Source organism: Falsiroseomonas sp. HW251 (genome assembly GCF_050563545.1).
GTDB lineage: Bacteria > Pseudomonadota > Alphaproteobacteria > Acetobacterales > Acetobacteraceae > Falsiroseomonas.
In genome coordinates, this window is sequence record NZ_JBNXUM010000035.1 from 21,809 (window position 1) to 46,626 (window position 24,818).

Annotated in this window: 20 protein-coding genes; 11 read left to right on the forward strand and 9 right to left on the reverse strand. The window is 72.6% G+C overall.

Annotated elements, in window-relative coordinates:
- The first annotated feature begins 17 nt into the window (after nt 1-17).
- A complete protein-coding gene (locus ACLF3M_RS29565) occupies nt 18-686 on the forward strand; it encodes a response regulator (protein ID WP_430660600.1) in 669 nt (222 codons plus the stop codon).
- A 183-nt stretch (nt 687-869) separates the two neighbouring features.
- On the forward strand, nt 870-2,384 hold the full coding sequence (locus ACLF3M_RS29570) for an ATP-binding protein (RefSeq protein ID WP_430660601.1): 1,515 nt from the start codon (nt 870-872) through the stop codon (nt 2,382-2,384).
- Here ACLF3M_RS29570 and ACLF3M_RS29575 read toward each other — a convergent pair.
- Together ACLF3M_RS29575 and purD are read right to left on the reverse strand one after the other, a co-directional pair.
- Nucleotides 2,362-3,735, reverse strand: coding sequence for a glycosyltransferase family 4 protein (locus tag ACLF3M_RS29575; RefSeq protein WP_430660602.1), 1,374 nt, complete (start codon nt 3,733-3,735; stop codon nt 2,362-2,364). The two genes, ACLF3M_RS29570 and ACLF3M_RS29575, sit on opposite strands and share 23 nt — an antisense overlap.
- 41 nt (nt 3,736-3,776) lie before the next feature.
- The gene (gene purD / locus ACLF3M_RS29580; protein WP_430660603.1) at nt 3,777-5,051 is read right to left on the reverse strand and encodes a phosphoribosylamine--glycine ligase; all 1,275 of its coding nucleotides are present in this window, start codon (nt 5,049-5,051) and stop codon (nt 3,777-3,779) included.
- Between the two features lie 62 nt (nt 5,052-5,113).
- Here purD and xseA point away from each other — a divergent pair, with 62 nt between their 5' ends.
- From xseA to ACLF3M_RS29600, 4 genes are read left to right on the forward strand one after another with little or no spacing between them, the layout of a single operon-like run.
- Nucleotides 5,114-6,589 (forward strand): exodeoxyribonuclease VII large subunit, encoded by a 1,476-nt coding sequence (gene xseA / locus ACLF3M_RS29585; RefSeq protein ID WP_430660604.1) that lies wholly within the window; start codon nt 5,114-5,116, stop codon nt 6,587-6,589.
- Nucleotides 6,586-7,386: a M23 family metallopeptidase gene (locus ACLF3M_RS29590; protein ID WP_430660605.1), complete on the forward strand. Its 801-nt coding sequence runs from the start codon at nt 6,586-6,588 to the stop codon at nt 7,384-7,386. The genes xseA and ACLF3M_RS29590 overlap by 4 nt, the downstream gene beginning before the upstream one ends.
- Before the next feature lie 54 nt (nt 7,387-7,440).
- Nucleotides 7,441-8,196: an SDR family NAD(P)-dependent oxidoreductase gene (locus tag ACLF3M_RS29595; protein WP_430660606.1), complete on the forward strand. Its 756-nt coding sequence runs from the start codon at nt 7,441-7,443 to the stop codon at nt 8,194-8,196.
- Between the two features lie 11 nt (nt 8,197-8,207).
- Nucleotides 8,208-9,350, forward strand: a complete 1,143-nt coding sequence (locus ACLF3M_RS29600) for an epoxide hydrolase family protein (RefSeq protein ID WP_430660607.1) — start codon at nt 8,208-8,210, stop codon at nt 9,348-9,350.
- A 54-nt stretch (nt 9,351-9,404) separates the two neighbouring features.
- Here ACLF3M_RS29600 and ACLF3M_RS29605 read toward each other — a convergent pair whose 3' ends face one another.
- The 4 genes from ACLF3M_RS29605 to ACLF3M_RS29620 are packed head-to-tail and all read right to left on the reverse strand — an operon-like array spanning nt 9,405 to nt 13,895.
- Entirely contained in the window at nt 9,405-9,938 is a 534-nt protein-coding gene (locus ACLF3M_RS29605; RefSeq protein ID WP_430660608.1) for an N-acetyltransferase family protein, read from the reverse strand.
- Nucleotides 9,935-10,510: a helix-turn-helix domain-containing protein gene (locus ACLF3M_RS29610; protein WP_430660609.1), complete on the reverse strand. Its 576-nt coding sequence runs from the start codon at nt 10,508-10,510 to the stop codon at nt 9,935-9,937. The genes ACLF3M_RS29605 and ACLF3M_RS29610 overlap by 4 nt, the downstream gene beginning before the upstream one ends.
- Before the next feature lie 27 nt (nt 10,511-10,537).
- Complete coding sequence (locus ACLF3M_RS29615; RefSeq protein WP_430660610.1) at nt 10,538-11,353, reverse strand: alpha/beta hydrolase; 816 nt, start codon at nt 11,351-11,353, stop codon at nt 10,538-10,540.
- 1 nt (nt 11,354) lies between these two features.
- Entirely contained in the window at nt 11,355-13,895 is a 2,541-nt protein-coding gene (locus tag ACLF3M_RS29620) for a DNA translocase FtsK (protein WP_430660611.1), read from the reverse strand.
- Nucleotides 13,896-14,050: 155 nt separating this feature from the next.
- On the opposite strand from ACLF3M_RS29620, the gene ACLF3M_RS29625 reads away from it, so the two are divergent.
- The 5 genes from ACLF3M_RS29625 (at nt 14,051) to ACLF3M_RS29645 (ending at nt 21,021) form a co-directional block, all read left to right on the forward strand.
- A complete protein-coding gene (locus ACLF3M_RS29625; RefSeq protein WP_430660612.1) occupies nt 14,051-14,836 on the forward strand; it encodes an SDR family NAD(P)-dependent oxidoreductase in 786 nt (261 codons plus the stop codon).
- 111 nt (nt 14,837-14,947) lie between these two features.
- Complete coding sequence (locus tag ACLF3M_RS29630; protein ID WP_430660613.1) at nt 14,948-15,436, forward strand: hypothetical protein; 489 nt, start codon at nt 14,948-14,950, stop codon at nt 15,434-15,436.
- A 76-nt stretch (nt 15,437-15,512) separates the two neighbouring features.
- Nucleotides 15,513-17,237 (forward strand): GGDEF domain-containing protein, encoded by a 1,725-nt coding sequence (locus tag ACLF3M_RS29635; RefSeq protein ID WP_430660614.1) that lies wholly within the window; start codon nt 15,513-15,515, stop codon nt 17,235-17,237.
- 91 nt (nt 17,238-17,328) lie between these two features.
- Nucleotides 17,329-18,762 carry a mannose-1-phosphate guanylyltransferase/mannose-6-phosphate isomerase gene (locus tag ACLF3M_RS29640; protein ID WP_430660615.1) on the forward strand — a complete coding sequence of 478 codons (1,434 nt, stop codon included), beginning with the start codon at nt 17,329-17,331 and terminating at the stop codon, nt 18,760-18,762.
- A 153-nt stretch (nt 18,763-18,915) separates the two neighbouring features.
- Nucleotides 18,916-21,021 carry a glycosyltransferase gene (locus ACLF3M_RS29645; protein ID WP_430660616.1) on the forward strand — a complete coding sequence of 702 codons (2,106 nt, stop codon included), beginning with the start codon at nt 18,916-18,918 and terminating at the stop codon, nt 21,019-21,021.
- A 112-nt stretch (nt 21,022-21,133) separates the two neighbouring features.
- On the opposite strand, the gene ACLF3M_RS29650 is transcribed toward ACLF3M_RS29645, so the two are convergent.
- The 3 genes from ACLF3M_RS29650 to ACLF3M_RS29660 are packed head-to-tail and all read right to left on the reverse strand — an operon-like array spanning nt 21,134 to nt 24,814.
- Nucleotides 21,134-22,972: a polysaccharide biosynthesis/export family protein gene (locus ACLF3M_RS29650; RefSeq protein ID WP_430660617.1), complete on the reverse strand. Its 1,839-nt coding sequence runs from the start codon at nt 22,970-22,972 to the stop codon at nt 21,134-21,136.
- The gene (locus ACLF3M_RS29655; RefSeq protein WP_430660618.1) at nt 22,972-24,195 is read right to left on the reverse strand and encodes a capsule biosynthesis protein; all 1,224 of its coding nucleotides are present in this window, start codon (nt 24,193-24,195) and stop codon (nt 22,972-22,974) included. Before ACLF3M_RS29655 ends, ACLF3M_RS29650 begins: the two co-directional genes overlap by 1 nt.
- The gene (locus ACLF3M_RS29660) at nt 24,164-24,814 is read right to left on the reverse strand and encodes an ABC transporter ATP-binding protein (RefSeq protein ID WP_430660619.1); all 651 of its coding nucleotides are present in this window, start codon (nt 24,812-24,814) and stop codon (nt 24,164-24,166) included. Before ACLF3M_RS29660 ends, ACLF3M_RS29655 begins: the two co-directional genes overlap by 32 nt.
- Nucleotides 24,815-24,818: the final 4 nt, after the last annotated feature.

Sequence of the window (24,818 nt, forward strand, 5' to 3'; positions counted from 1 at the left end):
GTGCAAATCCCGTGCAGATGCCCAAGATCCTGGTCGCCGACGACGACCCGCATATCCGCAGCGTGCTGTGCTTCGCCCTCTCGCGCGACGGCTTCGCGACGGTGGAGGCCGCCGATGGCGCCGCCGCGCTGGCGGCGATCGGGCGCGAGAAGCCGGACCTGGTGCTGCTCGACATCGTCATGCCGGAGATGGACGGGACCGAGGTCTGCCGGCGGCTGCGGAAGACATCCGCGCTGCCGGTGATCTTCCTCTCCTCGCGCGACGAGGAGATGGACCGCGTGCTCGGCCTCGAGCTCGGCGGCGACGACTACGTGACGAAGCCCTTCTCCCCGCGCGAGGTGGTTGCGCGCGTGCGCGCCGTGCTGCGGCGCGGGCAGCCGAAGGACGCGGAAGCCAGGCTGGTGCGCGGTCGGCTGACCCTGGACGCAGAGCGCTTCGAGGTCGCCTGGGACGGCACGAAGGTCGATCTGACCGTCACCGAATTCGCGATCCTGCGCGCGCTGGCCGCCGTGCCCGGCCGCGTGCTGACGCGCGACGCGCTGATGGACGTCGCCTATCCCGACCGGCGCGTGGTCAGCGACCGCACCATGGACAGCCACATCCGCCACATCCGCCAGAAATTCGCCGCACTCGGCGCCGATCCCATCGGGACCGTCCATGGCCTCGGCTACCGCTTCGCCGGGTGAGATGATGGCCCTTGCGCAATTGGTGGAGGATGGCGGCCCGCCGCTTCCTTGGCGGGCCGAGCGGCCGAACGGCTGCCGCCGCAAGTGCGGCGAGCCAAGCGCGCGGATGCGCGCGCCCGGCGCTTGAGGGCGGAGAACGACAGCGTATGGCCGGAGGCCATACGCAAACCGCGGATCCGCACGGTGCTGCTGGTCGCGAGCCTGCTGATCCTGGCGGCGCCGCTGGCCGGGATCTGGCTGCTGCGGATCTACGAAAGCGCGCTGGTGCGCCAGACCGAGACGGAGCTGATCGGCCAGGCCGCCGTCATCGCCGCGGCCTATCGCACGGGATACGCGGGCCCGCGCGCGTCGCCCGATGGCGAATGGGCGCCGCGGCCGGCGATGCTGGATCTCGCGCGCGATACCGTGCTGCCGTCGCCGGCGCCTGCGCGTCCGGTGGAGACGCCGCCCGATCCGCGCGCGCGCGAGGCCGGCGCGGCGCTGCAGCCCGTGCTGGCAGAGGCGCAGCGGACGACGCTCGCCGCCATGCGCATCCTAGATGCGCGGGGCATCGTCGTCGCGAGCAGCGGCGGCGATGCCGGCCTGTCGCTCGCGGACCAGAAGGAGGTGTCGGACGCGCTGGCTGGCCGCGCGGCCGCGGTGATCCGCGCGCGCGTGCTGTCGCCCGACCAGCCCACGGGATCGGGCGGCATCAGCCGCGCCGCGGCGATCCGCGTCTTCGTCGCCCAGCCCGTCACGCAGGACGGGCGGGTCATCGGCGCCGTCCTGCTCTCCCGCACGCCGGTCAGCCTCGACCAGGCGCTGCGCGGCAAGCGGGCGGAGATCGCGATCGCCGCGGCGATCCTGCTGCTGCTGGCCGGCGCCGTCGCGCTGTTCACCGCGACGACGGTCAGCCGCCCGATCCAGGCCGTCACCGCGCAGGCCCGCGCGGTCGCCGCCGGCGGCGCGCTGCCCGAAGGGCGCGTGCGCGGATCGGTGGTGCGGGAGGCCGACGAGCTCTCCGCCGCCATCCACGCCATGGCGGCGACGCTGAAGCGCCGCGCCGACTACATCGAGGGGTTCGCCACCGAGGTCAGCCACGAGTTCAAGACGCCGCTGGCGGCGCTGCGCGGCGCGCTGGAGCTGCTGCGCGACCACGGTCCGGCGATGACGGAGGCCGAGCGCGACCGCTTCCTGTCGCATGGCGTGGAGGACGTGCAGCGCCTCGACCGACTGGTGCGCCGCCTGCTGGATCTCGCACGGGCCGAGGCGCCGCAGCCCCGGGCGCCGGCGTCCTGCGCCCTGCGCCAGACGGTGGAGCAGGCGGCGGCGCCGCACCGCGCGGCGGGCCTCGCCGTCGCGATCGACCTGCCCGCAATCGAGGTCGCGCTGCCCGCAGAGACGCTGCGCGCGATCGTCGCCAACCTGCTCGACAATGTCCGCCAGCACGCCGGTGCCGGCGCCGCCGCGACCATCGCCTTCGAGGGCGAGCGGGACGGCATGGCGTGCGTGCTGGTCAGCGACGACGGCGCCGGCGTGTCGGAGGGCAACGCCGCGCGCATCTTCGACCGCTTCTTCACCACCGCGCGGGAGGCCGGCGGAACCGGGCTCGGCCTGCCTCTGGTGCGATCCAGCCTGGAAGCGGCTGGCGGCGGGATCGAGCTCGCCCGGCGCGCGCCCGGCGCGGCGTTCCGGCTCAGGCTGCGGCTGGCAAGGTGACGCCCAACCGCGCGTAGAGCTCGCGCAGCTTCGCGTCATAGGCCTCTGCGCTGAACATCGCGGCACGGCGCGGGCCGCGCGCGGCGAGCTCGGCGCGGAGATCGGCGTCGGCGTCCAGCGTGCGGATCGCCTCGGCCATCGCGCCGGTGTCGTAGGGATCGACCAGCAGCGCGGCGTCGCCCGCGACCTCCGGCAGCGAAGCCTGGTTGGAGGTCATCACCGGCGTGCCGAGCTGCATCGCCTCCAGCACCGGCAGGCCGAAGCCTTCATACAGCGAGGGGAACATCACGGCGCGCGCGCCGCGGATCAGCCCGACCAGCAGGCGGAAGGGCACGTAATCGATCAGGATGACGCGGTCGCGCAGCCGGCGCTTCAGGCGCTGCACGCCCTCGGCCGGGCCGCGCGGGATGAATTCGCGGCTGTCGTCCTCGTAGAGCAGGCCGAGTTCCTGGTGGCTGTTCCAGGCATGCTTGCCGCAGATCACCAGCGGATGCGGGGAGCCCGAGGCGATGTAGGCCTCGATCAGGCGGCCGACGTTCTTCTTCGGCTCGATCGCGCCGAAGAACAGGAAGTAGCCCTGCCAGCGCAGGCCGAAGCCGCCCTCGAGCTCCGCCGCGACCATCGATTCCGGCTTGGCCGCGATGCGCGGCGGGATGCCGACAGCCTGGCCGGTGTTGGTGACCTTCTCGCGCGGGACACCGAGGAGGTTGACGATGTCGGCCTTCGACGCCTCGCTGACCGTGACGATGTGGTCCGCGCGTTCGCCGATCGCGCGCACCGTGCCGAGGTAGCGCCGCTTCTTGTCGAGCGTCGCATAGGGCAGTCGCAGCGGCACGAGGTCGTGGATGGTGTAGATGTTGGGGACCGGCTTGCCGTCCGGCCCTTCGGCGGTCAGCGGCACGGGATAGGTCCAGTGCATCATCGCGGCCTGGCTGGGCAGGCGGACGCGGCCGAAGCGGTGGCTGGCGCCGAAGCCCAGCACGGCAGAGCGGTAGAGCCCCGGCACGTTCCAGATGCGGTCGAAGGCGGGCAGGCGCGCTTCCAGCGCCGCGGTCTCGACCTTGCCGGTGACGGGCACGGCGGTGGCGTCCACGCCGGCACGCAGCCGGATCATGCGCGAGAGGTCGTCGAAGGGCCGGCGCCACCAGGCCACGCCGCTGCGCGGGTCGAAGAAGGTGACCTCCCGCAGCAATTCGTCGGGGCCGGAGGAGGCGCGCTGGCCGTAGAGCACGCCGACCTCGGCGCCGAGCGCCTTCAGCCGGTGCGACAGGCCGCGGGCATAGGTCGCGACGCCCGTGCCCTGCTCGAGCGCGAGGTTGTAACCGTCGATCGCGATGAGTGGCTTGGTCACGTCTGTCTCCGACCGGTCGCGCAGCGATAGGCGCGAAACCCTTAACCCTTCAGTGCCCGCCAGCCGATGTCGCGCCGGCAGAAGCCGCCCGGCCAGTCTACCGCATCCACCGCGGCGTAGGCCGCATCGCGCGCGTCGCGAAGCGTCTTCCCCGTCGCCGCGATGCCGAGCACGCGGCCGCCATCGGCGACCAGCGCGCCGTCGGCCCGCAGCGCGGTGCCGGCGTGGAAGACCTGCGCGCCGGGGATCCGGGCGGCAGCTTCCAGGCCGCGGATCTCCGTGCCTTTGCGCGGCGTGCCGGGATAGCCCTCGGCGGCCATGACGACGACCATCGCGGGGTCGTTCTCCCAGCGGAGGTCGAAATTCGTCAGCGCGCCGTCGCAGGCCGCGAGCAGCGCGGCGAGCAGGTCGGAGCGCAGGCGCATCATCAGCACCTGGCATTCGGGATCGCCGAACCGGACGTTGAACTCGATGAGCTTCGGGCCGCTTGCGGTCAGCATCAGCCCGGCAAAGAGCACGCCGCGGAAGGGCGTGCCGCGGCGCGTCATCTCGTCCAACGTGGGCTGCACGATGGTCGCCATCACCTCGTCGCGCAGCGCGTCGGTGAAGGCAGGCGGCGGGGAATAGGCGCCCATGCCGCCGGTGTTGGGTCCCACGTCGCCGTCGCCGACGCGCTTGTGGTCCTGCGCGGCGGCCATGGGCAGCGCCGTGGTGCCGTCGCAGAGCGCGAAGAAGGAGATCTCCTCGCCGAGGAGGCATTCCTCGATCAGCACCGTCGCGCCGGCCGCGCCATGGATGCGGGATTCCATGATCTCGGCGACCGCTTCCTCGGCCTCGGCGACGGTCGCAGCGACGACGACGCCCTTGCCGGCGGCGAGACCATCGGCCTTGACCACGATGGGCGCGCCCTGGGCGCGGATGTAGGCCTTCGCGGCAGCGGGCTCGTCGAAGCGTCGCCAGTGCGCGCCGGGGACGCCGGCGGCGTCGGCGACTTCCCGCGTGAAGGCCTTGCTGCCTTCGAGCGTCGCGGCCGCGGCGGTCGGGCCGAAGCAGCGGATGCCGGCGGCGGCGCAGGCATCCGCCAGGCCGAGGGTCAGCGGCGCCTCCGGCCCGGCGACCACCAGGTCAACCCGTTCCGCCTCCGCGAAGTCCAGCAGCCGCGGGATGTCCGTCGCGGACACCAGCACGCATTCCGCGACTTCCGCGATGCCCGGATTCCCCGGCGCGCACCACAGCTTCGTGAGAAGCGGCGAGCCCGCCAGCGCCCAGCACAGCGCATGCTCGCGGCCGCCGCCGCCCACCACCAGGACCCGCATCCCATGCCCCCGTGACCGCGCGGAAGGTTCCGCGCGGCCGGGTCCTAGCATAGGGTGGGGCGATGGACACGACTCCGCCCGGACCCGGATCCCGCGCGCCTGACGGCGCGACGAATGTTCCGGAATTCAGCGTCGGCGAGATCTCCGGCGCCGTGCGCAAGACGCTCGAGACCGCCTTCGGCCGCATCCGCGTCCGCGGCGAGATCACGGAGTGCAAGCGCTACCCCTCCGGCCACATCTACCTCTCTCTCAAGGACGAGAACGCGAAGCTGGAATCGGTGGTCTGGAAGACCAGCGTGCCGCGGCTGTCGGTGCAGCCGGAGAACGGCGTCGAGGTCATCGCGACGGGCCGCATCACCACCTATGCCGACCGGTCGAAGTACCAGCTGGTCATCGACCGACTGGAATATGCGGGCGAAGGCGCTCTGCTCGCGCGGATCGAGAAGCTGAAGGCTAAGCTGGCGGCGGAAGGCCTGTTCGAGCGCAAGCGCGACCTGCCGCGGCTGCCGATCGTCGTCGGCGTGGTGACCAGCGAGGCCGGCGCGGTCATCCAGGACATCAAGACGACGATCGCGCGGCGATTCCCGCGCCGGATCATCCTGTGGCCCGTGCCGGTGCAGGGGCTGGGCGCGGCGGAAAGGATCGCCGCCGCCATCGCCGGCTTCGGGGCGCTGAAGCCGGGCGGGCCGATCCCGCGCCCCGACGTGCTGATCGTCGCGCGCGGCGGCGGCAGCCTGGAGGACCTCATGGCCTTCAACGAGGAGGTCGTGGTCCGCGCCGCCGCCGCCTGTCCCATCCCGCTGATCTCGGCGGTGGGGCATGAGACCGACACCACGCTGATCGACTTCGCCTCCGACCGCCGCGCGCCGACGCCGACCGCGGCCGCCGAGCTCGCCGTGCCGGCGCGGGCCGAGCTGCTGGCCGGGCTGGAGCAGACCGCCGCGCGGCTGCGCGGCGCGGCGGTGCGCGAGGTCAACGCGCGCCACACCGCGCTGCTGCGGCTGGAGAAGCGCCTGCCCGACATCCCGGCGCGGGTGATGGACTATCGTCGCCGCCTGGACGAGGCCGGGGAGAACCTGCCCGACGCGCTGCGCGCCTTCGTCCGCGCGAAGCGCGAGGCGCTGGCGCCGTTGTCCGTCCCGCATCCCCGGACCGCCATCGCGGCGAAGCGCCATGCGGTGGAGCTGCTGGACGGCAGGCGCTCGGCGGCCTTCGCGCGACGCCTGCAGCGCGCGCAGGGCGCACGGGCGCTGGCGGCCTTCTCGGCCTCCCCGGTGCTGGCGCTGATGCGCGAGAAACGGACCAGGCTGGACGGGCTGTCGCGGCAGCTCGAGGCACTTTCCTACAACGCGATCCTGTCGCGCGGCTTCGCGCTGGTCCGCGACGCCGCGGGGGAGCCGCTGACCCGCGCGGCCGATGTTGCGCCAGGCGCGAAGCTCACCATCGCCTTCGCCGACGGCCAGGTCGCGGCGACGGCGGACGGAGAGTCCGCGAAGCGCAAGGCGAAGCCCGCCATGGCTCAGGGCTCGCTGCTGTGATCGGGCGGCGCAACCTGCTGGCCTCGCCTGCTCTGCTGCTGGCGCGCGGCGCGGGCGCGGAGGAATGGCGGGGCTCGCCGGCGCAGGGCGCGCTGGTCGTCGGGCGCACCGATCCCGGCACGCGCATGACGCTGGACGGCCGCGCGGTGCGCGTCAGCCCCGCCGGCGATTTCTGCTTCGGCTTCGGTCGCGATGCCCCTGCGACGGCGACGCTGGTTGTGACGCCGCCGAGCGGCCGCGCGCAGACCCGCACGATCCAGGTCCGCAAGCGGCAATGGGACGTTCAGAACATCACGGGCCTGCCGCCCGCCCAGGTCACGCCAGACGAGGCCGCGCTGCGCCGGATCATGGCGGAACGCGAGACCCTGGCCGCCGCGCGCGCGACCGATAGCGACCTGACGGGCTTCACGGAGACGCTGGCCTGGCCGGCGCGCGGGCGGATCAGTGGCGTCTTCGGCAGCCAGCGCGTGCTTAACGGCCAGCCGCGCCAGCCCCATTACGGCTTCGACATTGCGGTGCCCACGGGCACGCCGCTGGCCTGCGTACTGTCGGGCCGCGTCACGCTCTCGGCCGAGCAGTTCTTCTTCGGCAACCTGATCGTGGTGGACCACGGCCACGGCGTGAACTCGCTCTACGCGCATCTGTCGGCGCGCATGGTCAATGTCGGCGACATCGTGAGCCGCGGGCAGGTCATCGCGCAGTCCGGCGCGACGGGACGCGTGACGGGGCCTCACCTGCATTTCTCGCTGTCCTGGTACCAAACCTGGCTCGATCCGCAGCCGCTGTTTCCGGCTTGATCCCGGGAAACACGCCCGCGACGCCGCGTTCACGACGGGAGGAGAATCGCACCCATGCCCGACGACACCTACGCCATCTACCCCAGCCTGAAGGGCAAGGTCGTGCTGATCACAGGCGGCGCGTCCGGCATCGGCGCCGAGATGGTCGCGCAGTTCGCGCGGCAAGGCAGCCGCGTCGCCTTCCTCGACTTCGACCGGGAACACGGCGCGAAGGTCGCGGAGGCCACTGGCTCGCTGTTCCGGTTTTGCGACCTCCGGGACATCGCGGCGTTGCGGGCCGCGATCGCGCAGGTCAAGGCGCAACTCGGCCCGGTGAACGTGCTGGTGAACAACGCCGCGCGCGACGACCGTCACCCCATGGAGACCGTCGAGCCCGAGTACTGGGACGAGCGGATGCACACCAATCTCCGCCACTTCTTCTTCGCCGCGCAGGCCGTGGCACCCGACATGCGCGCGGCCAAGGCAGGGTCCATCGTCAACATGGGCAGCGTGAGCTGGATGAAGGCGCAGGGCGGCATGCCGGCCTACACCACGGCGAAGGCGGCGATCCGCGGCATGACGCGCGGCCTGGCGCGCGACCTCGGCGGCGACGGCATCCGCTGCAACGAGGTCGTGCCGGGCTGGGTCTTCACGGAGCGGCAGGAGCATCTCTGGGCCACGCCGGAATCCGTGGCGCGCACGCTGGAAGGCCAGTGCCTGCACCGCAAGGTGATGCCGCCGGACCTGGCGCGGATGGTGCTGTGGCTTGCCGCTGACGACAGCGCGATGGTCACGGCGCAGTACTTCGTGGTGGATGGCGGCGCGGTGTAGGCTGGGGCGCCATGACGCCCTTCAGGCTGCACATTCCCGACGACGCGATTGCCGACCTGCGGGAGAGGCTTGCCCGCACGCGGCTGCCCGACCAGGCGCCCGGCGACCCCTGGGCCTACGGCACCAGCGTGGACTACCTGTCGGGGCTGGTCGCGCATTGGCGCGATGGTTTCGACTGGCGCGTGCAGGAAGCCGCGTTGAACGCCTTCCCGCAGTATCGCGCGCCCCTGCACGACATCGACCTGCATTTCCTCTTCGTGCCGGGCAAGGGCCCGAAGCCCCTGCCGCTGCTGCTGATGCATGGCTGGCCGGGATCGGTGTTCGAGTTCCTCGACATCATCCCACGCCTGACCGATCCCGCATCCTTCGGCGGCGATCCCGCGGACGCATTCACCGTGATCGCGCCGTCGCTGCCGGGCTACGGCCTGTCCTTCGCGCCGGGCCAGAGGCGCTTCGCGATCGAGGATATCGCGGACTGCCTGGCCGAGCTGATGACGGAGGTGCTGGGCTATCCGCGTTTCGCCGCGCAGGGCGGCGACTGGGGCGGGTTCACGGCGTCCTGCCTCGGCGTGCGGCATGCCGAGAAGCTGATCGGCATCCACCTCAACATGCTCTCGATCCGGCCCGACCTGCCGCCGCCGTCGAACCCGACGGAGGAGGAGCGGCGCTATCTGGCCGAGGTCGCGGCCTGGATGAGGGAGGAGACGGGCTATCAGTGGATCCAGGGCACGCGGCCGCAGACGCTGTCCTTCGCGCTGAACGACAGCCCCGCGGGGATGGCCGCCTGGATCGTCGAGAAGTTCCGCGCCTGGACCGACAATGACGGCAGCATCGAGAGCGCGGTGGATCGCGACCGAATGCTGGCTAACATCTCGCTCTACTGGTTCACCGGCTGCATCGGCGCGAGCTTCTGGCCGTACTACGCGCGGCTGCACGGCGCCTGGCCGATCCCGGACGGGCGGACGGTGGACGTGCCGATGGGCTATGCGGCCTTTCCGAAGGAGATCCGGCGGCCGCCGCGCAGCATCGCGGAGAAGACCTATACCGACATCCGCCGCTGGACGGTGATGGAGCGCGGGGGGCATTTCGCGGCACTCGAGCAGCCGGCCGCGCTGACCGGCGAGATTGCGACGTTCTTTCGCGGGTTGAGGTAGCGGGCTGCGTAAGCCCTCTCCCCCCTGCGGGTGGAGAGGTTTCTCCTGCTCGCCCTACCCCACTTCCTTCCAGAAGAAGGCCGACCCCTCCAGCTTCGCGTGATCCGGCGAGAGCGCAAACCGCGGCACCACGCCGAGCAATTGCCAGCCCAGCGCGCGATACAGGTGGTACGCCGCGCTCTGCTCCACCGTGTCCAGCGTCAGCAGCCGCCTGCCGGCGTCGCGCGCCACCGCCTCCACCCGCGTCATCAACGCGCGCGCGATGCCCAGCCGCCGCGCGGAGGGATCCACCAGCAGCTTCGCGACATCCGCGCGGTGCGCCTGGTTCGGCTGGCCGGCATACACGAGTTGCACGCTGCCGCGGATCGCGCCGTCCACCCGCGCGACCAGCAGCCGCTTCTCGCCGTCCTTCATGGGGCCGAGCACGTTGAACCGCCACCAGGCCTCGCTGTCGGCCTGGCTGAAGGGCAGGATGAAGTTGACGCTCGCGCCGCCCTCGACGCAGGCGCGCATGATGGCGGCGAGCGTCGCGAGCTGTCGCTCGGCGCCGTCGCTGTCGAGTTCCTCGATGACCATCGGTGTCCTCACGGGGGGCAGATCGCGACGACGTAGCGGGCCGGCCCGCGTCCGGCGTTGCGGAAACGCGTCGGGCCGCGCAGCTTCACGCGCGCGCAGTCGCCGGCGCGCAGCGCGAAGCTCTGGCCGGCGTCGCCGAATTCCAGCGCGCCCGACAACACCAGCACATGCTGTTCCATCCCCGGCACGGGCGGCGTGTCGTAGTCGATGGCGACGCCGGCGGGCAGCTCGGCCTCCACGATCTCGACGCGCAGCCCCGGCCCGGGCGGCGACGCCGCGCGGCGGCGGAAGCCGTTGCTGGGATCGGTCCAGAATCGCTGGTCGGCGGCGCGCACCAGGGCCGGCGCCTCGCCCTCGGCGGCCGCCATCAGCCGCGACAGCGTCCAGCCATGCGCGGCGCAGAGACGGTTGAGCTGCACCGCGGTCGGGCTGACCTCGGCGCGTTCGATGCGCGAGAGCGTGGCACGGCTGATCCCCGTTGCGGCGGCGAGGTCGTCGAGCGACATCGCATGCCCGACCCGCAGCGCGGCCAGGCGTTCCGCCAGGCGGCGGCCCATGACGTCGGGCTCGACATCCTCTCGCATGAGAGAATACCTCTCATACTCGAGACGTCAGCGCAAGCGTTCCCCGACAAAGGCGGCCGCGGCGTCCAGCCCGCCCCAGGTTGCGATGTCGTCATGGCCGGCGTTCGGCAGCTCGTGAAGTTCGACGGGCGCGGTCGCGGCGGCCTTCAGGCGATGCGCCATCTCCACCGGCACCAGCCCGTCGCGCGCCCCGTGCAGGATCAGGATCGGCGCGCGTACCGCGGGGATGCGCGACAGGCTGTCGTAGCGGTCACGCAGCAGCAGCGTCGCGGGCAGCAGCGGATAGTGCCGGTGCGCCAGGTCGAGCAGGCTGGTGTAGGGGCTTTCCAGCACGACCGCGGCCACCGCGTCGGGCTGTTCCGCCGCCAGCCGGATCGCGATGCCGGTGCCAAGCGACTCGCCCCACAGCACGATGCGCGACGGCGCGATGCCGGCCGCGCGCAACGAAGCCAGGCCCGCGCGCGCGTCCTCGGTCAGCCCGTCCTCGGACGGCGAGCCCGGGTTGCCGCCATAGCCCCGCCACTCCACGAAGAGCGCGCCCCAGCCCTGCCGCGCGAAATACCGCGCGCGCTCCGCGCGGTAGGCGACGTGGCCGCCATTGCCATGGAGATAGAGGATCACCGGCGCGCGGTCCGTCGCCGCCGGCAGCGACCAGGCGAGGAGCGACAGGCCGTCCGCGGTGCGAAGCCGAGTCTCCCTGATCTCGTTCAGGCCGAGCAGGGCTGGCGGCGGCGGCGGCGTGACGTCGGGGAAGTAGATCAGCCGGTCCTGCAGCGCGTAGAGCATCGCCCCCGCGCCGCCGAGCGTCAGCACGAAGGCGAGGGCGCCCGCGAGCAGCGCCACATCAATCCCTGTCCCGCGGCCCCGGCGCCAGGACCTCGCGCTTGCCGACGTGGTTGGCGGGGCTCACCACGCCTTCCTTCTCCATTTGCTCGATCAGCTTCGCGGCCTTGTTGTAGCCGATGCCGAGGTGGCGCTGGATGAAGCTCGTGCTCGCCTTGCCCTCGCGCGTCACGACGTCCACGGCGCGGTCATACAGCGAGCCCTCGCCATCCGTGTTGCCGCCGAGCATCCCCGCCGCGGCGCCGATGTCGCCGTCCTCGTCCTCGACCTCCGTCACCTCGTCCACGTAGCTCGGCTCGCCCTGGGCGCGCAGGAACTCGACGATGTGCTCGACCTCCTGGTCGGTCACGAAGGGGCCGTGCACGCGGCTGATGCGGCCGCCGCCGGCCATGTGCAGCATGTCGCCCTGGCCCAGGAGCTGCTCCGCGCCCTGCTCGCCCAGGATCGTGCGGCTGTCGATCTTCGACGTGACCTGGAAGGAAATCCGCGTCGGGAAGTTCGCCTTGATCGTGCCGGTGATGACGTCCACCGAGGGCCGCTGCGTCGCCATGATGACGTGGATGCCCGCCGCGCGCGCCATCTGCGCGAGCCGCTGCACCGCCGCCTCGATCTCCTTGCCGGCGACGATCATCAGGTCGGCCATCTCGTCGATGACGACGACGATCATCGGCAGCGGCTCCAGCGCCAGCGGCTGGTCCTCGAACAGAGGCTTGTTCGTCTCGGGGTCGAAGCCGACCTGGACGCGGCGCGTCATCACCTCGCCACGCTGGCGGGCGGCGGCGACCTTGTCGTTGTAGCCCGCGATATTGCGCACGCCGAGCTGGCTCATCGCCTTGTAGCGGCGCTCCATCTCCCGCACCGTCCACTTCAGCGCGCCGATCGCCTTGCGCGGGTCGGTGACGACCGGCGCCAGCAGATGCGGGATGCGGTCATAGACCGACAGCTCCAGCATCTTCGGGTCGATCATGATGAAACGGCACTCGTCGGGGCTCAGGCGATAGAGCAGCGACAGGATCATCGTGTTGATCGCGACCGACTTGCCCGAACCCGTGGTGCCCGCGATCAGCAGATGCGGCATGCGCGCGAGGTCGGCGATGACCGAGGCACCGCCGATGTCCTTGCCGAGCGCGAGGTTCAGCCGGCCGGGATGCCGCGCCCAGTCCTCGGAGGTGAAGAGCTCGGACAGCAGCACGGTCTCGCGCCGGGCATTCGGCAGCTCGATGCCGATGACGTTGCGCCCCGGGACGGTCGCGATGCGCACCGCGGTGACCGACATGGACCGCGCGATGTCGTCGGCGAGGCCGATGACGCGCGCCGACTTGGTGCCCGGTGCGGGCTCCAGCTCGTAGAGCGTGACGACGGGGCCGGGGCGGATCTCCGCGATGCGGCCGCGGACGCCGTAATCCTCCAGCACCGTCTCCAGCATGCGGGCATTGCCCTGCAGCGCCTCCTCGGACGGGCCGGCGGCGCGCTTGACCGGCGGCCCGGTGAGCAGATCGAGCGGCGGGAACTGCCAGCCGTCATGCAGAGGGAGCGTGGCTTGGCGCGCCGCCGGCGCCGGCTTCGGCGCGGCGCGTTCCGCCACGCGCGGGCCGGCGGGCTTGCGGGCCGGGGCCGCCGCTTCCTCGCGCGCGGCGGCGCGGGCGACGGCGAAGTCGGGCTCCTGCCGGCGCAGCACGGCGCCGGTGGGTGCTTCCTCCGCCACCTCGTCTGCGCGGCGCAGCATGTCGGCGAGCGGCACGCCGGCCTCGCGCCCGCGCCGCAATGCGCCGGCGATGGCGCGGAAGGGCCAGGCGATCGCGCCGCCGATGCCCCGTCCGATGCGGGAGAGGAGGCCGGTGCGCCGCGCGCCCTCGGCCGCCGCCGATGCCGCGCGGCCGGCGCCGGAGGCCGCGACCAGCGCGGCCGATCCCGCGGCCTTGCCGGCGCGGCGCCATTCGCCGGGCGTCAGCCCCAGCGCGACGAAGGACAGGAGCGCCGTGATGCTGAACAGCACGAGATGCGCGATGCCCGATCCGACCGGCCCCAGCACGCGGCCGAGCAGGCCGAGCACGGCTTCCGCCAGCAGCGGCCCGGCGGCGCCCGCGGCCCCGGCCGGCGCCGGCGCGCCGTCCGGCAGCGGCAGCAGCGCCAACGACGCCGCGGTCAGCGGCAGGGCCATCAGCAGGCAGATCAGGCGGATGACGAAGGGCGACAGGCCCCGATGCGTCGCCAGCCGCCAGGCCCAGGTCATCAGGCAGGCCACCGGCAGCCAGGCCGCATAGCCCACGCCCTGCAGCAGCACGTCCGAGACATGCGCGCCCCAGGGCCCGGCGAGGTTCGCGGTGTGGCGGGAGGTCGCGGTGGACCAGGAGGGGTCGGCGGGGTCGTAGCTCGCCAGCGCCACGATGCAGACCAGCCCGCCCAGCACCAGCAGCAGGGCGAGCAGTTCCTGCACGCGGCGCCTGATCGCGGTCTTGACGGCGGGCGAGGCGAAGCGGCGCTGGGCGGCGGCGAGCCGGTCCCCCACGGCGCCCTGGCGGCCCTCGATGGCGCGCGGCATGCGGTTCCCTGGTCCTGAAGCGGGTTCGCAGTTCTATACCGGAACCCCATGGAATTGCACGGCTGTCTTGGGGGGACCTCCCAAGGCCGGGCCGCGGCGCAACGAACGCGGCGCCGTCCCGCCCGTTAGGCCCCCTCCCCCGCAAGGAGATGCCCATGTCCGCCAGCCACAAGCCCCTCGCCCTCGTCACCGGCGCCTCCTCCGGCATCGGGCTCGAGCTCGCGAAGCTCTGTGCCCAGGCCGGTCATGATTTGCTCGTCGCCGCCGACCGGCCGCTCGACCAGGCGAAGCAGGAGCTTTCGGCCGCCGGCGCCAGAGTCGAGACCGTGCAGGCCGATCTTTCGACCGAGGACGGCGTGAAGAAGCTGGTCGAGGCCGCGAAGGGGCGCCCGATCGAGATCCTCTGCGCCAATGCCGGCCACGGGCTGGGCCAGGCCTTCCTCGACCAGGATTGGAAGGCGGTCCGGCACGTCATCGACACCAACGTCACGGGCACGCTCGCCCTGCTGCACGAGATCGGCCGGCAGATGCGCCAGGCGCATCACGGCAGGATACTGGTGACGGGCAGCATCGCGGGCTACGAGCCCGGCGCCTACCAGGCCGTCTACAACGGCACCAAGGCCTTCGTGGACAGCTTCGCGGTCGCGATGCGGGAGGAGCTCAGGGACACCGGCGTCACCGTGACGCTGCTGATGCCCAGCGCGACGGAGACCGAGTTCTTCGACCGCGCGGGGATGGAGGACACCAAGGTCGGCCAGTCCAGCAAGGACGATCCCGCCGATGTCGCGAAGACCGGCTTCGACGCCATGATGCGCGGCGACGCCGATGTCGTGCATGGCCTCAAGAACAAGATCATGACCGCCGCGGCGGACGTGCTGCCCGCCAGTGTCAGCGCGCGCCAGCACGCGAAGATGGCCAAGCCCGGCAGCGGGAAGGAGTAGCAACTTTCCGCCGCCGTATATGTCATGCGCGAAACCGACGCCGTCCTTGGTGACATCGGGGTGAAACGCGGGCCGGGTAGCCTCCCTCCTATCGACGGGAAGGAGACTGCCATGCGCCGCATTGCCATCGCGCTCACTGGCCTGCTGGCCGCCGCCTCGCCGGCCAGCGCGCAGATCCAGTACTGGCTGCCGAACGGGCCCGGCGGCACGACCTATAACAATCCGCAGGGCTCGCTCAGCGGCACTTATTACGAGCACGCGCTGCAGCGCTACGCCGACCAGCAGCGCTGGGCCCGCCAGCGCCAGCAGCAGGCCGCCGCCGGCGGCGGCGCACCGGCCGCGGTGTCGCGCGATCCGTCCTTCCGCCTGTCCAATGCCGGCGGGCGCACGATTCGCGAGGTCTATGTGTCCTCGGCGACCGACAGCGGCTGGGGCGCCGATCGGCTCGGCAGCGGCGTGCTGCAGCCCGGCCAGGCGCTGATGATCCGCCTGCCCGGCGGCCAGTGCGTCAACGACGTGCGCGTGGTCTTCATGAACGGCCAGGCGCAAGAGCGCCGGCAGGTGGATACCTGCGCGCTGACCGACATGGCCTTCCGCTGACACGGAATGCGGGTGCGGCGCGCAAGCGCCGTGCCCTTTAAGGCCGCGCCAAGCATTTCGGTCTAGGGCAGCGCGCATGCCGGCGCCGCCCACCCCCCTTCCCTCCATCGCGGGCCGGCGTCGGCTGGGGATGGCGCTGATCGCGGGGGCGCTGGTGCTGCTGTCGGCCCTCGGCGGCGCGGCGGCCTTCCACAGCAACCGCCACCTTAACCAGAAGCAGTCGCTGATGGTCGCGCTGCATGGCCAGGCGTCCGAGGGGCGGCGGCTCGCGCTGATGGTGGCGGACGCCATTGCCGCGACGCGGCAATGGCTGCTGACCGGCGGTGCTGAGGATCGCGCCGCCGCACAGCGCGCCGCGGATGCGCTGGCCGATGCCGGGCGCGAGCTCGCCGGGCGCCTCGCCCAGCCGCTCGCCGATCGCGGCCTGCCGCCAGTGGGCGACGCGCTGGAACATGTGCTGCGCCTGCGCGACCAGATCGCCTCGATCGCGGAGCGCGAGGGCACCGCCGCCGCCGCGTCCTCCACCCTCGTCGGCGCCGGGGCGGCGACGACGGCGGGGCTGCGCCGCGTGCTCGACGAGTTCGACCGCGCGGTGGAGCGGGAGGTCAGGCAGCTCGACGCCGACCTGCGCGACGGCCAGGTGACGGGGCTCGCGCTGATCGGCGGCTCCTCGGCCGCGATGCTCTCGCTGCTGCTGGCGGCGGTGGGGATGCTGGCGCGGCGGCAGCGCGCGGCGGAACGCGCGAGCCTGGCGATGGACCGCCGCGGCCAGGACGTCGCCACGCTGTTCCGCATGGGCGAGCTGCTGCAGAGCTCCGTCACGCCCGACGACATCCGCCGCATCGTCTCCCACACCGCGGAGGAGCTGCTGCCGGACCTGTCCGGCGCCTTCTATGTCTTCAACAACTCGCGCGACCGGCTGGATATCCTGGGCCTCTGGGGTCACGCGCGGCTGCCACCTGATCTGCCGGAGCACCTGGCGCCGTCGGATTGCTGGGCGCTGAAGCGCGGCCGGCTGCACGGGCGCGCCATCGGCGACACGCTGCGCTGCGACCATGCTGGGGACGCCGCGTCGCTCGCGCTCTGCGTGCCGATGCAGGCGCGTGGCGAGGTCTATGGCCTGCTGCAGTTCTACGACGATGGCGCGGGCCGGCTGCCCGCGGAGACGGTCGAGCTGGCGCAGGCGCTGGCGGATGGCGTGTCGCTGGCGCTGGCGAACCTCGCGCTGCGGGAGAAGCTCAGGAACCAGGCGCTGCGGGACGAGCTGACGGGCCTCTACAACCGCCGCTTCCTGGAGGAGACGCTGGCGCGGCTGGTCGCGCATGCCGAGCGGCGCGGCGCGCCGGTCTCGGTGCTGATGCTCGACCTCGACCATTTCAAGCAGGTCAACGACCGCCACGGGCACGCCGTGGGCGACGCGGTGCTGCGGGAGGTCGGGGCGCTGCTGACGGCGCGGCTGCGGCGGATGGACATCGCCTGCCGCTACGGCGGGGAGGAGCTGATCGTGCTGCTGCCGGATTGCCCTGCGACCGACGCGCTGGCGCGGGCCAACGACATCTGCGCGGCCGTCCGCGCGCTGCGGGAGCGCGCCGAGAGCATCCTGCCCGCCGTCACAGTCTCGATCGGCGTCGCGACCTGGCCCGAGCATGGCGAGCAGGTCGGCAAGGTGATCGAGGCCGCGGACGCCGCGCTCTATGCCGCCAAGCGGGCCGGGCGGGACCGGGCGGTGCCGGCGGAGGCCGCGGCGCCTGCCCTCGGGCTGCCGGTCGAGGGACACGGCGCGGTCCTGGCGGCGGATTGACCGCGACCGGCCCGCCGGCGCGGCCCCTTCGCCTTTCTTTTTCCCCAGTGCTGCGGTTTATGAGGGCGACCGTTCCGGCCAGGACAAGTTGATGCCGTCTGCTTCCCCCATTGTGCCCGTGATCCTCTCCGGCGGCACGGGCACCAGGCTCTGGCCCGTCTCGCGGGAAGCCTATCCCAAGCAGTTCTGGCCGCTGGCGACGGCGCGATCCATGCTGCAGGACACCGCCGCGCGCGCCGGCGGCGACGGCTTCGCGCCGCCCATGGTGGTCTGCAACGAAGGCCACCGCTTCATCGTCGCCGAGCAGCTCGCCGAAATCGGGATCGGGCAGCCCCGCATCGTGCTGGAGCCCGCGGGCCGCAACTCCGCCCCCGCCATCGCGGTCGCCGCCGTGCTGAACGAGGCGACGCCGGACGCGGTGCTGTGGATCCTGGCGGCCGACCATGCCGTTGCGAACCCCGCGGAACTCCACGCCGCCCTGTCCGCGGCCGCGGCCGCCGCGCGGGCCGGGCGCATTGCCACCTTCGGCATCCGCCCGACCCGCCCCGAGACCGGCTACGGCTACATCGAGGCCGGCGAGGCGCTGCCCGGCATCGAGGCCGTGGGCCACAAGGCCTATGCCGTCGCACGCTTCCTGGAGAAGCCCGACGCCGCGACCGCTGAACGCTTCGTCGCGGGCGGGCGCCATCTCTGGAACAGCGGCATGTTCGTCGCCACCGCCGGCACGCTGGTCGCGGAGCTGAAGACGCATGCGCCCGACGTGCTGGACGCCGCGCGGCGCGCGGTGGCGGAGGGCACGCAGGACCTCGGCTTCGTGCGGCTCGGCGAGGGCTTTGCGCAGGCGCCCTCCATCTCAATCGATCATGCGGTGATGGAGCGCACGCGGCTCGCGGCCGTCGTGCCCTGCGATCCCGGCTGGTCTGATGTCGGGGCCTGGGACGCGATCTGGGACATCGCGGCGAAGGACGCGCAGGGCAACGCCACGGCCGGGCCGGTCGCGCTGGTGGATGCGCGGAACTGCCTGGTGCGGTCGGAAGGCATGCTGGCCGCGGTCGTGGGCCTTGAGGACGTGGTGCTGGTCGTGACCGACGACGCCGTGCTCGCCTGCCGGCGCGACCGCGCGCAGGACGTCAAGAAGCTCGTGGAACGGCTGAAGGCGGAGAAGCGGAAGGAAGCGCGCGAGCACCGCAAGGTCTACCGTCCCTGGGGCAGCTACGAAGGGATCGCGCTCGGCACCCGCTTCCAGGTCAAGCGAATCACGGTGCGGCCCGGCGCCAAGCTCAGCCTGCAGAAGCACCACCACCGCGCGGAGCACTGGGTGGTGGTTGGCGGCACCGCGATCGTCGAGCGCGACAAGGAGCGCATCCTGCTGCGAGAGAACGAGAGCGTCTACCTGCCGCTGGGCTGCGTGCACCGCATGGAGAACCCGGGCATGATCCCGCTGACCATGATCGAGGTGCAGTCCGGCGCCTATCTCGGCGAGGACGACATCGTCCGCTTCGAGGACACTTACGGGCGGGCGTAAAAGGGCCCTCTCCACCCGCAAGGGGGGAGAGGGTGGGGTGAGGGGGGCGTGCAGGATGCGAAGGAAATCCCGGCGTCTGAGCGTCCCCCTCACCCACCGTCCGACGCCCTTGGCGTCGAACCCCCCATAAGCGGGGGAGAAGGCTTGGCGCCGATGGACACCTCACCTCCCGCCACCCTGATCGCTCAGGCCGACGCCGCGCGCGACGCCGGCGCCTGGCGGGACGCCGCGCGGCTATACGCCGCCCATCTCGGCACGGCCCAGAACGACTGGGGCATCTGGGTCCAGCACGGCCACTGCCTGCGCGAGGCCGGCGATGCCGAGGGCGCGCTGGCGAGCTACCGGCGCGCCGAGGCCGGGCGCCCGGACGATGCCGACGTGCAACTCCATCTCGGCCATGCGCTGCGGCTGACGGGCGACGCCGCCGGGGCGCGGGCGGCCTATGGGCGCGCGCTCGACCTCGATCCCGCGGCTGACGCCCCCTGGCAGGAGGTGCTGCGGCTGCTCGCCACGCCGGGGGGCGCCGCGGCGCCGGGGCTATCGCTGCTCGACGACCTGCGCCTGGTCTTCGACGTCTCCGACCTGTTTTCCTGGTTCGGGACGCATCGCGCGGCCTCCGGCATCCAGCGCATCCAGGTCGAGATCGCGGAAGGCGCGCGCGCCGGATTCGCGACGATCCGCCACGCCGTCTTCCTGCCGGAGCGCGCGGCCTGGCGCGAGATGCCGCCCGAGGCCTTCCGGCGCCTGGTCGGCCTCTCGCGCCTCGGCGCCGATCCCTCGGACCCCGCCTGGCGGGAGACGCGGTCGCAGGTCGCGGCCCTGCTCGACGCCTCGCCTGACATGGCCTTCGAGCCGGGCGAGTGGCTGGTGAACCTCGGCACGTCCTGGCAGCTCGACGGCTATCACCAGGCGGTACGGGAGGCGAAGGGGCGCGGGCTGCGTCACGCCGCCCTGGTGCACGACGCCGGGCCCGTGACGGTGCCGGAGCACGGCCCGCCCGAGGTGGCCGCGCGCTTCGCGCAGTGGTTCGCGGGGCTCGGCGCGACGGCCGACCTGGTGCTGGCGGTGTCGGAGGCGACGCGCGCCGACATCGAGCGCCTGGCGGCCAGGGCGATGCCCGGCCTGCCCTTCCCGCCCGTGCGCGTGCTGCGCCCCGACGCCGCGCCGCGGCCGCTCCCGTTGGGCGACCATCCGCGGCTCGCGGAGATGCTGGCCGAACCCTTCGTGCTCTTCGTGGCGACGATCGAGAGCCGCAAGGACCACCTGTTCGTCCTCAACGCTTGGCTGGCGCTGCTGCGTCGGGATGGGGCGCGGCTGCCGCGGCTGCTGCTGGTCGGGCGCGCAGGGTTCGGGGGCGAGCCCGCCATCGCGCTGCTGCGGCGCGCGCCGGCGCTGGAGGGGCGTGTCGTGTGGCTGGACGACGTGTCGGACGGCGCGCTGGCGGTGCTGCGCGCGCGCTGCCTGTTCGCCATCCACCACGCGGCGTACGAGGGCTGGGGCCTGCCGGTGACCGAGGCGCTGGCCGCCGGCAAGGCGCTGGTGGCGCCCGCGCATTCCGGCCTGCTGGAGGCCGCGCAGGGCCTCGCGCTGTCCTATGCCCCGGGCAGCGAGCCCGAATTCGTCGCCGCGATCGAGCGGCTCCTCTTCGAGCCCGGCGCGCGGGAGACGGCGGAGGCGCGCATCGCCGCGGCGCTCCGGCTGCGCGACTGGGGCGCGGTGGCGCAGGAACTGCTGGACATCCTGCACGAGGCGCTGCCGGCGCCCGCCGACGCGCCGCCGCCGGCTCTCGGCGTGACGCATCCGCTGGGGCTGCCGGTGCTGGCGCGGCCCTCCCTTCCGCTGGCCTGGGCGGAGCGGCTGCGGGAGGGGCGGGGATGGCGCGCGCCGGAGGCTTGGGGATGCTGGACGCGACCGGGCCGGGCCATGCTGCGGCTGCCGCTGCCCGACGGGTCGGGGAAGCTGCGCCTGCACCTCGCGCTGCGCGGCGCGCCGGCGGCGCGGCAGGTGGTGCTGCGCGTCGGACGCGGCGCGCGCGTGACGCTGGAGGTCCCGGCCGAGGCGCGGCCGGTGACGGTGCTGGCGGTGCCGGAAGGCGCGGCCGAGGCGGCAGTGACGATCGAGACCACGGTGGCCGAGGGTGACCCGGCGCCCGGCATCGGCGTCGGCGTGGTCGCGCTCATGGCCTGCGCCGCCGGCGACGTCGCGTCGCGCCTCGCCTTCCTCGAGAGGCTGAGCTTCGTCTGGCCCGATCCCGCCTAGGCCGATGCACGGCCGCGAATGCGGCCGCGCGCACAGTGCTTCAGTTCAGCCAGCGCCCAGCGCGTCGGCGCGCAAGCCAAGCGACCGGAGGTCGCGCCGGCGCTTGAGGCTATCAATTGAAGAACACCCTCGCCGACAGCGCGCTCTGGAAGATCAGGTTGAACAGGTCGCGCGTCAGCTGGAAGTTCTTGGGATCCAGACGCGGCAGGGCAATCAGCTCGTCGCCGGGCTGCGGCGCCTCGGTCGGGTCGATGACGAGCTCGCCGCTCGGCTTGCGGATCATCAGCGACTCGCCCTCGCCGCGCTCGGCATAGCCGCCGGCGGCGCGCACGAAATCGTCGAGCCGCATCGTGGGCCGCCAGACGACGGCCTGCGGCGCCCTCACTTCGCCCGAGACCAGCACCGTCTCCTGCTTCTCGGGGATGACGATGGTGTCGCCGTCCTGCACGCGGACATCGGCGCAGCGGCCGCTGCGGTCCATCACGACCAGCCGCCCCTCGGGCTGCACGCGGCGGGCGCGCTGGATGTAGCTGAGCACCAGGTTGGCTTCCGAGGCGCGGACCTCCGCGACGCCGGTGGTGGTGGACTGCGTCAGGAACATCTGCCGTTCCAGCCGGTCCATCGCCTCGTTGATGGTGCGCTGCTGAGCCTGCGCCAGGCCGGGGCGCAGGATGAAGACGCCGCGCGTGTCCGCCAGGCGCGGATCCACCTCGACGTAGTCGAGCAGCGTGCAGAGCGTGGTGTCACGCGCGGCGATCAGCACGGATGGCCCGATACGGCTGCCCTCGACGCTGACGCGCACGGTCTGCGGCGGCGCGTCGGTGATGAAGCTGACGGTGTCCTGGTCCAGCAGCTGGACCGTGTTCAGCTCCCGCAGGCTGACATAGCGCGCGAAGGGCTGGCTGTTGCGCGTGCCGCGGATCACCGCATTGGTGGCGGAGGGTAGCGGCGAGGCCAGGCGGATCAGCTCCCCGCCCGACATGGTGCGGCCGGAGACCTCGAAGAGGTAGTTGTTGCGCACCGCGCCGTCGGCGCCGACCACCGCGCCCTGGGCGGCCACGATGATGGTGTCGCCGAGCTGCATCTGCACCTCGGGCAGCTGTCCCGTCAGAAGGAAGCGGTAGAGGTCGATACGCGCGATGGTCTGCCCGCCGCGGCGGACCTGGATGTCGCGGTATGAGCCGCGGCCGGGATCCACGCCGCCCGCGCGGGAGAGGTAGTCGAGCACGGTCTCGGCGGCGGTGCCGGTGTGGCGTCCGGGCATGCGCACGAAGCCCGTGACGAAGATGCCGACCTGGCCGGTCGTCATCACCATCGCATAGACCTGCACCTGCTGGGCGTAGATCTTGCCGACCTCGGCCGCGACGATGCGCTGGATGTCGCCCGCGCGCACGCCGGCGACGCGCACCGGCCCGACCTGCGGGACGAAGATGTTGCCGTCATTGTCCACGGAGCCGACGATGTTGCCCTCGACGAAGCCCCAGAGCGTGACGGAGATGCGGTCGCCGACCTGGATGACGTAGTTCGGGTTCGGCGCGTCGGTCGGGCTCGGCGCGCCGCGGGTGAAGAGCGAGGCGCCGAAGACGGCGGTGGCGGGCCCGGCGATGCGGTTGGGATCGCCGAGCGGTCCGACCGCGATCGCGCCGGCCTCGGCCGCGGTGGCGGCGCCGACCCGGTTCATGTTCAGCGGGTCGTTGCGGTTCAGCAGCGCGTCGACGCCGGGCGCAGGGCCAACCCCGCTGGGCGTCATCTGGCCGGGCATCTGGCCCGGCATCGTCGGCAGCGCCGAGCCCATCGTACCCGGCGGCAGGCTCCCCGGCGTGGTGGAGGGCGCGGAGGGCGAGCCCACGCCGGGCCGCATCAGCGCGGGCGGCAGGACCTGCGCGCCCGCCGGCAGGGCAGCCGCCAGCATCGCCGCGACGGCGGCGTAACGAACCTTGGAGAGAAACATCAGGCGGCGTGCTCCCGCGCGCTCACGACCAGCAGCCAGCCGATGCCGAACAGCACGGAGAGGCTGAGGAAGACGGTGAAGGTGTTGAAGGTGGCCTTGGGGTAGGTCGCCGTCTCGGGCATGTGCGGCTCCGAGATGCGGGCGATGAAGACGGTCTGGCGCAGCGCGTCGGTGCGCGCCGTCTCGAGTGTCGCGGTGGCCGAGGCGAGCTGGCGTTCCGCCAGCTGCCGCTCGAGGTCGAGCCGCTCATAGGCCGCGACCTGCTGGGTCAGGCGCTCGTCGCCGCGGGTGGAACGCTCGCGCTCGGCGTTGATCTGCGCCTGCAGCGCGGAGATGCGGTTCTGCAGCGCCTGCAGCTGCGGGTTGTCCGGCCGCATGAAGGCGCGGCGTTCGGCGAAATCGGTGCGCGCCTGCGCCAGCGCGGCCTGCAGCGAGCTGATGGTGCCGACCTGCGCGCCGGCGGTCGCCTGCGGGTCGAAGGCCTGCTCGCGCTCGCGGAAGGCGATCATCGCCTCCCGCGCGTTGACCATGCGCTGCTCGGACTTGTCCACGTCCTCCTGCGCGACGCGCAGCGCGTCGGCGGTCAGGCGGTCGTTCAGCGTGTTGACCAGCGCTTCCGAGATGCGCAGCACCTGCTGGGCCAGCAGGCGCGCATCGGCGGCCTGGAAGGCCTGGACGCGCAGCTTCAGCACGCCGGTGTCGGCGTCCTGCTCCACCGCGACCCGGCGGCGGAAGTACCACAGCATCCATTCCAGCGGCGGCTGCTCCCACCAGAGGCGGGCGAGGAAGTCGGCCTCCGGCGCGCGCCACAGCGAGACGTAGTCCACCTCGCGCCGCAGCGCGATCAGCGCGGCGGGGCTGTCGAGGTAGGACATGATCGCACGCGCCTCGTCCTGCCCGGGGCGCGCGGCGGTCAGCGCGCTCAGCGCGGCCATGCGCCCGCCGGCCGATGCGTCGCCCGATCCGGTGGAGCCGCCCCCGGCGGCGCTGCTGCTGCGGTTCCGGACGAGGAAGCGCGCCTCCGATTCGTAGACGTCGGCGGCGACGAAGACGAAGTAGCCCGCGAGCGCCACGGTGGGCAGCACGACGAGCAGAAGGAACCACTGCCACACGCCGAGCCGCCGGCGCGGCGGCCGCCGGATGGCGCGCCTCGGCTCGGCGGTCGGCGTCAGCCCCGCCGCGACGAGCGGTTCAGAGACTCTCGTAGGTGGCGATAGCTTCATCGAGATCCTCGAAGAAGGTCAGGAAGCCGTCGTGCAGGATGGCGGCCGTCCGGCAGAAGGTCCGGACGTGGTTGGGCGTGTGCGAGACCAGCACGAGCGCGCTGTCCTGCAGCTTGTTCTCGAGCCGCTGCTGCGTGCGCTCGATGAAGCGGTGGTCGCCGACGCTGGTCGCCTCGTCGATGAGGTAGCATTCGAAATCCATCGCCAGCGACAGGCCGAGCAGCAGGCGCGACATCATGCCGGCGGAGTAGGTCCCGATCGGCATGTCCATGTAGTCGCCGAGCTCGGCGAACTCGTCCACCCGCTCCACCAGCTCTTCGGGATCGAGGTCGTAGATCCGCGCGACGAAGCGGGCGTTGTCCGAGCCGGTCAGCGCGTGGTGCACGCCGATCCCGTGCGCCAGCGGCCAGGACACGCTCATGCGGCGCTCGATCCGGCCGACATTGGGGAACTCGACCCCGCTCAGCAGCCGCATCAGCGTGGACTTGCCCGCGCCGTTGCGCCCGAGCACGCCGAGCCGATCGCCTGGCCGGATGACGAAGGTCGCGTCGCGCAGGATCCAGCGCCGCCCGACGCCTCGGACCTGGTAGAACTTGGAGACGCCCTCGGCCAGGATCATGGCC